Annotated in this window: 10 protein-coding genes; 7 read left to right on the top strand and 3 right to left on the bottom strand. The window is 41.3% G+C overall.

Features of this window, described 5'->3' with window-relative positions; all coding sequences use genetic code 11:
- The first annotated feature begins 195 nt into the window (after positions 1-195).
- A complete protein-coding gene (locus AKG39_RS17280; RefSeq protein ID WP_050741649.1) occupies positions 196-1521 on the top strand; it encodes a patatin-like phospholipase family protein in 1326 nt (441 codons plus the stop codon).
- 67 nt (positions 1522-1588) lie between these two features.
- On the opposite strand, the gene AKG39_RS17275 is transcribed toward AKG39_RS17280, so the two are convergent.
- Both AKG39_RS17275 and AKG39_RS17270 read right to left on the bottom strand, forming a co-directional pair.
- Positions 1589-2089, bottom strand: coding sequence for an SEC-C metal-binding domain-containing protein (locus AKG39_RS17275; RefSeq protein ID WP_050741648.1), 501 nt, complete (start codon positions 2087-2089; stop codon positions 1589-1591).
- Positions 2090-2180: 91 nt separating this feature from the next.
- Positions 2181-2507: a hypothetical protein gene (locus tag AKG39_RS17270; protein ID WP_050741647.1), complete on the bottom strand. Its 327-nt coding sequence runs from the start codon at positions 2505-2507 to the stop codon at positions 2181-2183.
- Between the two features lie 358 nt (positions 2508-2865).
- On the opposite strand from AKG39_RS17270, the gene AKG39_RS17265 reads away from it, so the two are divergent.
- The 6 genes from AKG39_RS17265 (at position 2866) to AKG39_RS17240 (ending at position 9160) form a co-directional block, all read left to right on the top strand.
- Positions 2866-3936 (top strand): HAMP domain-containing sensor histidine kinase, encoded by a 1071-nt coding sequence (locus tag AKG39_RS17265; protein WP_050741646.1) that lies wholly within the window; start codon positions 2866-2868, stop codon positions 3934-3936.
- 262 nt (positions 3937-4198) lie between these two features.
- Positions 4199-4903: a response regulator transcription factor gene (locus AKG39_RS17260; RefSeq protein WP_115028183.1), complete on the top strand. Its 705-nt coding sequence runs from the start codon at positions 4199-4201 to the stop codon at positions 4901-4903.
- Positions 4896-5960, top strand: a complete 1065-nt coding sequence (locus tag AKG39_RS17255) for a HAMP domain-containing sensor histidine kinase (protein WP_160316217.1) — start codon at positions 4896-4898, stop codon at positions 5958-5960. The genes AKG39_RS17260 and AKG39_RS17255 overlap by 8 nt, the downstream gene beginning before the upstream one ends.
- Positions 5961-6269: 309 nt before the next feature.
- Positions 6270-7190 carry an efflux RND transporter periplasmic adaptor subunit gene (locus AKG39_RS17250; RefSeq protein ID WP_050741644.1) on the top strand — a complete coding sequence of 307 codons (921 nt, stop codon included), beginning with the start codon at positions 6270-6272 and terminating at the stop codon, positions 7188-7190.
- A gap of 1 nt (position 7191) precedes the next feature.
- A complete protein-coding gene (locus AKG39_RS17245) occupies positions 7192-7920 on the top strand; it encodes an ABC transporter ATP-binding protein (RefSeq protein ID WP_083439647.1) in 729 nt (242 codons plus the stop codon).
- Positions 7907-9160 (top strand): ABC transporter permease, encoded by a 1254-nt coding sequence (locus AKG39_RS17240; protein ID WP_050741643.1) that lies wholly within the window; start codon positions 7907-7909, stop codon positions 9158-9160. The genes AKG39_RS17245 and AKG39_RS17240 overlap by 14 nt, the downstream gene beginning before the upstream one ends.
- A gap of 5 nt (positions 9161-9165) precedes the next feature.
- Here AKG39_RS17240 and AKG39_RS17235 read toward each other — a convergent pair whose 3' ends face one another.
- Positions 9166-9861, bottom strand: a complete 696-nt coding sequence (locus AKG39_RS17235) for a DNA alkylation repair protein (protein WP_050741642.1) — start codon at positions 9859-9861, stop codon at positions 9166-9168.
- Between the last annotated feature and the right edge of the window lie 185 nt (positions 9862-10046).

Genomic DNA, 10046 nt, shown 5'->3' with positions numbered 1-10046 from the left:
TCCGATAATTACGAAACTCAAAAAATCGAACAAATGCTGCTTTGATGTCAGTTTTCACAAACAATTTTGTAACGTCGAGGCGGACATCTCGAAGAGTGTCCGACGTAGAGTGGAGAAATTGTTTCGTGCAAAACTGGCAGCGAAGCTCACGGCAGTATCGTAAATGCCTATCTTTTAGTACAGAGAGGAGAAAAAATGTCTCAATCGGAATATGGTCTGGTTCTCAGTGGTGGCGGTGCCAAAGGTGCGTTTGAAATGGGTGTCTGGAAAGCGCTGCGAGAGTGTAATTATCCTCTGGGGGCAGTTATTGGAACCTCGGTGGGGGCACTCAATGCGGCTATGATTGCCCAGAATAATTATGACATTGCCATGGAATTCTGGTCAAACATTACCATCAGCCATGTTTTGAATCTCAATAAAACCATGACGAATAATTATGTTGAACACTGGTCAAAAGAAAGTTTTGAGATATTTCGCACCGGTTTTTTACATGTGCTTTTTTCGGATGGTCTGGACATTTCGCCTTTGCGGGAGAATCTCACCCGTCTAGTCTCCGAGGACGCTATTAGAAATTCACCCATTCGCTTTGGATTAGTAACCGTGGATATTACCAGCCTTAAGCCCCGCCAATTAATGATTGAAGACATTCCCCATGGACAGCTTATTGACTATTTACTGGCGAGTGCTGCGCTTCCTATTTTTCAAAAACAGGAAATTGACGGTAAAACCTATCTCGATGGCTGTTTTTTTGACAATGTCCCCATTGGTTTTATGGCTGAACAAAACTTTAACAACATTATTTCAGTGGAATTCCCCGCTCTGGGACTTCGAAAATCGGTTCGGGCCAAAAATATAGAAATTACCACCGTCAGCAACTCCCAATTATTAGGCGGCACCCTGGATTTCAATTCTAAGACCATCGAGCAGAGTATTCAGCTCGGCTATCTGGATGGCATGAGAACCTTTGGTGCCCTGGTAGGCAAACATTATTATCTGGATTTAAATAGAAATAATGCTATTTTAGAAAAATTCAAAGCCAAACTGGGTACGCCCTTATCGGATCAAAGCAAGCAGGCAAAGCTATTGGCTTTGCTTGACATCCATGAGGTCCCCGATGAGAATGATATCCCCGCCGCGCTTGAGAACCTGCTAAAAAAGACATCGTTTCGAAACCGGCCTTTGGTTCTATCACTTCTTGAAATTACCGGTAAAAGCCTGGGGGTACCTCGATTGGAAAATTATTCCATCGATTTCTTCTTTCAGGCTCTATTAAAACAACTGAATATTCTTTTAGGAGAAAATCTTTCCCTCCTTGAAAATCCTAAAATATTAAAGGAGTTTTTCTTACCGGCTGCCAATAACTTCAAACGCTTCAGCTTCATTAGTTTTTATCTTCTTTTTATAAGTATCCGAGGTGATCTTTCCTCGGAAAAGATGAGGCCCTTTCTTTGTAAATTCACCCCTGATATTTCACTCTCAATGATTACGCTGCTGTATCTTCATGAAACCCTTAAAAAATAGCTCACAAAAAAGCCATAAACACAGGAATTCGCTCCTAAGCTTATGGCTTTTTAAAATCAGTTTGACACTATCGACCGCAACACTTCTTGAATTTTTTGCCGGATCCGCAGGGACAGGGATCATTACGTCCAACTTTAAGTTCATTAACCACGGTTTTTGAACGCTTGTGTTCCTTTTCCAGCTCAATGCGCTGCTCTTTTGTCAGAATATTATCCCATTCTTCCAGAGTATAAAGCCATTCTGCCGGAACAGCAAGCATGTTTTTATAAAGCTTTTCATAATCAATCTCAATTTTAATGTCTGTATCCAGTTCTGTTGCATCCAGGTCCAATGATGTCACCAGACTATCATTGATCCCATCTAAAAATCCCATAAATTGGGAAGTGATCATATTATTTTCTTTGGCAAGATCTTCTACCTTACCTTCAATAACCTGGGTCTTATTGCCCAGAACCTTTTGGTATAACACTTTTTCATCCGAACAGTATTTCTCCCAAAACTCATTTTGTGCTTCTTCAGTTTTGGAATTCTCTTCTATGTAGTTTTTCCACTCTTCATATAAACTCATTGATTTTCTCCTCATCGTTAACTAAAACTTATTATACCCTATTTCAACCCAGAGTTAAACCCAAATTTCTTTCAAATAGGATAAAACCTTGCTACTTAACCAAGGTAATTTCAATGGGATTAACAAAAGGCGGATCGCTCATGCCCACCTGGGGAGAAATCGTGAGGTAAATAGTCTGGCCAACTGCAGGAACAAAATCAAGGGTTATTCCCTGAAGATTTACTCTGGCCCGGTCAAATGTGTCATCATCTGTCACTGTGACGAGCAGTTCTGTTTCGCTTACTTCGTCAATCACCGCATTAAAGCTGGTATTTTGAGCCGCATTATCTTCATTTTTCTCATCGGATGGACTTGTGCAACCTACGGTTAATCCAAGGACCAGTGCAACTATAAGCACCAATAGCAATCTTTTTTTCATAACTTCTCCTTTTCTCTTTTTTAATAGTTACATGCAAAACTCCAAAACATCGAACAATTGTTGCTTTACGATTAGTTTCCACAAATGATTTTGTAACGTGTAGGCGAACAGTTCAACGAACTGTCCGACGTGCAGTGTAAAAATTGTTTCGTGTGAAACTGATCGTAAAGCTCACGGACTCTCAGAATTACCTAACTTTTTAAAATAGTTTACTAAATTTTTCTTATTATTATCTGAATTCCACCTTGCCACATATTTTCTTTCTTTACTTTAAGGGCATCTTCACTACTTCAGTTGCATAATCTCTGATTTCGGTTTACAATAAACATAAAACCATCCTGGGGAAGGAGCTACGCCATTGAAAAAAAATAATTCAGCCAATCACAATAATCAGCAAATAAAAATAGCCCAAAAAACAAAATTCTATTTATTTTCAAAACTGGGTTCAGCCCTTATGATCGATATGGTCATTGCTTTTGGGGTCGCCATGGTTTTTAATTTCCTGCTTATTACTATTACACCCCCAGCTTTTATCAGTGACAATTACTGGTTAAGTATGCTTTATCAAATTCTTCCTTATATTTTAATGGTCATCGTCTTCATGGCACTTTTGCGACCAAAGATCGGTTATATCAACGATATTAAAGCGTCCATGGGAATCATTGAAGAAGGCAGTATTGACTTCAATCTTCCCATTCGAGGTAATGATGAATTGTCTGCCATTGCCTTAAGCATTAATGAACTTCAACAAACCTTAGATGCAGAAATAAAATCAAAAGAAAAACTCAATCAGGAAAATCATCAATTGATTACCACTGTTTCCCAGAATATCAATACCCCTTTAACGGCTATCATTGCTTATCTGGAATCAATACGCGATCTCAACGAAAAGAATCCCATTAAACGAAATGCCTATACTACAGCCCTTGAGAACACCTGCCAGATTAAAGGGCTGATCAATAATTTTTTCGAACATTCTCTGGATGACAACAATGAAATTTCATACGATTTTAAAATTTACAGCGGAAATAAAATCATGGCGCAGATTCTTGATGAAATGACTTTTTCTCTGGAAGAGGCCGGATTTAAAATTGTCCTGGAAAACTGTATTGATCGAGACTTTTCATTAAAGGTGGATCTTAAAAAAATACGCCGAATTTTTAACAACCTGGTCTCCAATATTTTAAAATATGCGGACCCTGACAAACCAATTGATCTTGGCCTTATCCTCAACAAAAATGAGTTGCGCATCGTTCAGCGCAATAAAACAAAAAAAATTCTTGATGTTTCTGGGGAAATCCCCATTGAGTCTATCGGTTTCGGTTTAAAACATTGTGAAAGTATTCTTCTGCAACATCAGGGCCGAATCAACCATCATCAGCTGAACAGCTTATTTAAGATTGAGATTTCGCTACCGATTTATGAATAGAAACCGCAATCAGCTCCCAGCGTGTAGACAAACCTCTTTGGGTCCATTTATTCATCGTTGTGTGCTGCAAGATCGTACAGGCTATCGCCTGTTCGCCTTGATGCACAGGGTCTGCCTGTTCGCCTTGATGCACAGGGTCTGACCCCTTGGTCACAACTTGATGAAATAAAAAGACCCAAAGAGGTTTGTCCCATTACTTTATCTATTATCTAAGAACTATATTTTCACTTAAAATCCTAACGTCAATAAGGTTGGTGCTGCAATGAATGATCAAGGAATAAAAAAAATATTAGTTGCTGATGACAGTCCGGATATTCTGGAATTGATAAATATCCTGCTTTCAGCCGAAGGTTATGAAATCGTCAGTGCCCAAAACGGCCAGGAAGCTGTGGATTTTACGGATGAAACCATTGATCTTATTATTTTAGATGTGATGATGCCCATAAAATCCGGTTTTAAGGCCTGTGTGGAGATCCGTGAAAAAAGCACGGTTCCGATTCTTTTTTTAACCGCTAAAACCCAGGATTCGGATAAAGTTATGGGTTTTTCGGTGGGCGGCGATGACTATCTCGCCAAACCCTTTTCCTATGTCGAACTTGTTTCCCGGGTAAAATCGATGCTCCGGCGGTTTTATGTTTATCAGGGCTCCGGAATTATTACCTCCCCCAGTCAACTGACCCTTAGAGATCTAAATCTTAATCTGGATACCAGAACTTTAACCCGCAATCAAAGGGTTATCAACCTCACTGACATTGAATATCAGATCCTGGAACTCCTGCTTAGCCATCTTAAAAAAATTTTTTCCACCGAAAACCTATACGAAAGTATTTGGCGTGAGCCTTATTTCTATCAGGCCAGCAATACCATTATGGTTCACATTCGTAATCTCCGGCAAAAAATCGAAGAAAATCCCCGGGAACCCCAATATGTTAAAACCGCCTGGGGAAAGGGTTATTACATTGACTGATAAACATTCAACCCCGGAAAAAGTACCGCGCCTATTGCCCCGACTGGGCTTCACTCTTTTTAAATATATGGCCATTGCTTTTGCCTGTTCCATGCTTTTTATGATCCTGATCACCACGCTCATAAAACCCTGGTTTGTTATTGTTGGGTTTTGGTCCATTATTTTTTATAGTGTACTTCCCTGCGTCTTTATGCTGATTTTTTTTCTGTCGCTGCTGGGACGAAAAATACTTTATATTAATGAAATTCAAAAGGGTATTGAGATTATTGAGGGCGGCAGCATGGACTATACTATTCCCATTCGCGGCCGGGATGAACTGTCTTCTCTGGCTAAAAGCATTAATGAAATGCGCAAAGCCCTGGATGTGGAAATTAAATCTGAAGATAAAGCCAAACGAAAAAATCAACAGCTGATTACCTCGGTATCCCATGATATCCGCACCCCATTAACATCTATTATTTGTTATTTGGAACTCATCCGGGATGACAAGGTAAACGATCCGATTAAGCAAAAATCTTATCTGAATACGGCTTTGGAAAAGGCTCACCAGATTAATGGTTTAATCACCAGTCTATTTGAACATGCATTAGCTGACAATGATCAGGTACCTTTTCATTTTGAAACCTATAATGGGAATATTCTCCTGGCTCAAATCGTTGAAGAATTTTGCTTTTCTTTAAAAGAAGCGGATTTTAAATTTGTTCTGGAAAATTGCATTGATCAGGATTTCTCATTAACTGTTGACCTCAAACAAATTCGCCGTATTTTTGATAATCTGATATCCAATATTATAAAATATGCGGATCCCAGTAAACCCATTGATCTGGGACTGATCCTCAACAAAAATGAGTTATGCATTGTGCAGCGCAACAAAATAAAAAAAAATTCGGAACTTAATGGCACGACTCCGATTGACAGCAATGGCATTGGTTTAGATACCTGTAAACGAATCATTGCCCGACATATCGGCCAGATTGAGCATTATCAGCTTCACCGTCTGTTTAAGGTTGAACTCTCACTGCCGATCCAATCAATAAAAACAGACGATGGATATTGACTATAGCGTTTGGTGACAAACCCGTCCCGGGGACAATGGTAAATCGTTGTCGGCTGCATGATCGGACAGGCTCCGCCTGTTCGCCATGATGCCGACAACTGATGTTACGATTGTCCCTGGGACTTATTTTTTACTTGTCGGCAGTCTGAATAATTGATAAAAGATTTTGTACTATCTTTCTAATACAAGATAGCCAATTATAGAATCTTTGTTGCATTGTTAAGAATTCTTAAGAATTTAAGTAACCAGATCTTAACATTTATCCTTTATACTTAGAGAATCATATTAATTACGTTAGAGGAGAAGTTTGTGAAGAAGAAAAAATTAATTATCGGTATTATTATTGGAGTAGTCGTTTTAGTTGGTGGCGGTTTAGTTTTTGCCAATGGCCAGAAAACAGATATACTGAGTGTGAAAACCACCCCACTTGCAATGGGAAACCTGCAAAACACCATTTCGGCAACCGGCGTTGTTGAAAGCAATACACTTGTTAACATTTCTGACAGCAGCAATGACAATATTGATCGAATCTATGTCTCTGTTGGTGAATGGGTGGGAAATGGAGATTGGTTATGCGAACTCTATAATAAAGATACCGATACCTATACCAATATAAAAGCGAAAGGATCTGGTACGATTACCACCATTAATGCCAAAAAGGATACACCCGCCAACGGCATCCTTTTTGTCATCCAAAATACTGATGACCTGCAAATTAAAGGAAAAGTAAAAGAAGCAGATGTAAATAGTCTTAAAAACAATATGACCGTAATGGTAAAATCTGATGCCACTGGCGACAAGGTCTTTCAGGGCAACCTGACTATGATCGCTCCGACGGCCATTTCAAGTGACACTAAAACCGAATCAACCACCAAAAATGCCGAATTTGCCATCGAGGTTGATCTGACCGGTGATATCACCGGACTTAAAATTGGTATGAATACCCGTTTGAACATTGTCAGTGCAGAAAAAAAGGATGTTTTCACGGTTCCCTTCGATGTTCTGGTTTCTGATGGCAATGGTGCCCAAAGTATCTATATTGCCAAAGAGAACCCGGATACCCCCGGCAGCTTTTCTGTTGAATCCATTCCGGTAACAACAGGAATGGAAACAGATTCTCAAATCGAAATTTCAGGTGATCAGCTTATTTCGGGTATGCCCGTCATTGCCCAGCCCCAGACTGTTACGCCTGGTACCGCGGTTACCCTTGAAGAAGGGTTAGTGGTTTAAAGTGAGTAGAAAAATTATCGAAATGAAAGGAATTGTGAAAACCTACTATCTGGGAACACCCAATGAATTGGAAATTCTTCATGGCATTGATCTTGATGTTTATGATGGCGAGTTTCTCTCCATTGTCGGGGCTTCCGGATCTGGAAAATCTACCTTAATGAATATCCTGGGCGCCTTGGACCGACCGACCAGCGGACGTTTTTTTCTTGATCATCTTCCCATGGAAGATGTGAAAGATGAGGGTCTGTCAAAAATCCGGAATAAAAAAATCGGTTTTGTGTTTCAAAACTTTAATCTGATTCCCCGGTCCTCTGCCCTCAGCAATGTGGCCCTTCCCATGCTTTACGGCGGGAAATCCCGAAGCGAGCGCAATCTGCGGGCCAAAGAGCTGCTTAAATTAGTGGGTATGGAAGATCGTTCCCACCATCGTCCCAATGAACTGTCCGGCGGACAAAAACAGCGGGTGGCCATTGCCCGGTCCATGGCCAACGATCCGGCGATTATTCTTGCCGACGAACCAACCGGTGCCCTGGATACCCATACCGGCCGGATGGTAATGGATATTTTTCACCGTCTTCATCAGGAACAGGGCAAAACCATTATTCTTATTACCCATAATAACGAGCTGGCACTGGAGACCCAACGAACCATAAAACTCCTTGACGGTGCCATTATTGAAAATCGCATGAATGGGAAAAATCAATTGGAGGGCTGTTATGAATCTTTTTGAGAATATTCGGCTTGCCCTTGAGGGTTTAAGAGCCAATAAAATGCGTGCCCTTTTAACCATGCTTGGCATCATCATCGGAATCGCTTCTGTAATGGCCATTTCGACCCTGGGCTCTGCGATGACGGGTTCTGTATCCAGCACCATGGATAAAATCGGCGGAAAAAATATTATGGTATCCCTAACGCCTAAAAATTACGATACCCAATCCACCCTTCAGCCTGAAGATTACATCACCCAGGAAGAACTTGACGGCTTTAAGGAAACCCATGCTGATCAGATTAAAGCCATCAGTCTCTCCACCGGCATGGGTTCCGGCCAGCTTAACAGTGGCTATATTCATAAAGACGTCAGTATCACTGGTGCCAGCACCGACTACAGTCTCGTTAATAATGTCAATATGGTCCAAGGCCGGTTTATCAGTAACCGGGATATGGAAAGTTCCCGAAATGTTATTATCATTGATACCACCCTAAGGAACAAGATGGTTGGGATCAACGGTGATCCGATTGGGATGGATGTTTCAGTCGAAACCAAAACCACCACTGAAACCTATACCATTATTGGCGTCTATGAAAAACTTGTGATTGACAATCCATTGTTCAATATGGGTGATGATACCCGGGTCGAGTGTTTTATCCCGATTACCACAGCAATGTCGCTTAATTCCGGATCTGCCGCCACTCCCCCTGGCTATGAAAACTTTACTATAATGGCAACCGCTGATACCGACTCCGCTTCCTTTGCTGCTATTACCAAGGACTATTTTTCCAAAAAAATGGGAGCCTTGTCCGACTACACCGTTGATGTCCAAAGCATGGAAGCAATGGTCAGTGAAGCCACCACCATGTTGAGCACTCTGTCCCTTGGTATCTCAGTCATTGCCGGCATTTCTTTGCTGGTTGGCGGGATTGGCGTGATGAACATCATGCTGGTATCGGTCACCGAACGGACCAAAGAAATCGGGATTCGAAAGGCTTTAGGCGCCAGAAATTCCGCCATTCGCAGCCAGTTTATCATCGAGGCTATTATTATCTGTCTCATTGGCGGGTTGATCGGGGTTGCTCTCGGCGCCGGGTTGGGATCATTGGGCAGTACGCTGCTTAAATTCCCCACTACGCCGCCGCTTGTACCGATGATCATCGCCCTTTGTTTTTCAATGGCCATTGGCGTCTTCTTTGGCTATTACCCTGCCAATAAGGCTGCCAAGCTAAATCCCATTGATGCTCTGCGCTATGAATAAGCCTATTATGCCTTTCGTTTCATGCTGCGAATGATAGTCTTTTGATCTTGATTAACCAGCCGTGACTCGGTGATTTTCTGCAGTGCTTTGTTAAAGGTATAATCATCTAAAGCATTGTCTTTCAGATAACTCATGGTCTGGTCAGGATATTTTGTGTAACAGCTGGTAATGGCCCAGGCAACTGCCATTTTCACATAATAGTCCTCGTGGTCAATGGCATCGAAGCGACTAAACATCTGCTTCAGATAATCCAATTCCACATAATAAGCAATAAACATCACCACCCCAAAACGAATTTCATAGGTTTCTCCTGATTGGAGGTATGGCAGTAAAAACTGCCATACCTCTTCTTTATGGTCTTTAGTAAATTTAAGTCCGGTGCAAAAGCTGTCACAGAGACCCCAGTTGTTGATTTTGGGAATATAGGCCTTGATTAAAGTCAGACGTTGTTCCAGTGTTATTTTGCCCAGACCGATGACCATTCCCTGGAGCATGATTTCCTCATAGGAATCATCCCTGGCGGTTTTCAAATAGCTTTGCCAGTCATTTTTGACAATTTCCTTGGCCAGTGTGCGCAGCACCGGCACCCGCACCCCCAAAATATTTTCAGCCCCCGGCGACAGCGTGCTCGAAAATTTTCGGTACTTCTCATCAGCCAATGATAAAAGCTGAATTTTTATGGTTTCCTGATTTATTTCCATTTTTTGTTTCCTTTCATATTTAAAAATATCAGGTAATTACGAAGTTCAAAAACATCGAACAATGGTTGCTTTGATGTCGGTTTCACAACCAGAAGAAATCGCTATGCGAATTTCTTCTGGTTCGCGGGCAGTCGCCAACTACAAGCAAGCTTGTGATTGGCTCGTTGCCTTCGCGAAAACAATTT

The organism is Acetobacterium bakii, from assembly GCF_001263355.1.
GTDB classification, from domain to species: domain Bacteria; phylum Bacillota; class Clostridia; order Eubacteriales; family Eubacteriaceae; genus Acetobacterium; species Acetobacterium bakii.
This window is presented reverse-complemented; position numbering and strand designations above follow the sequence as displayed.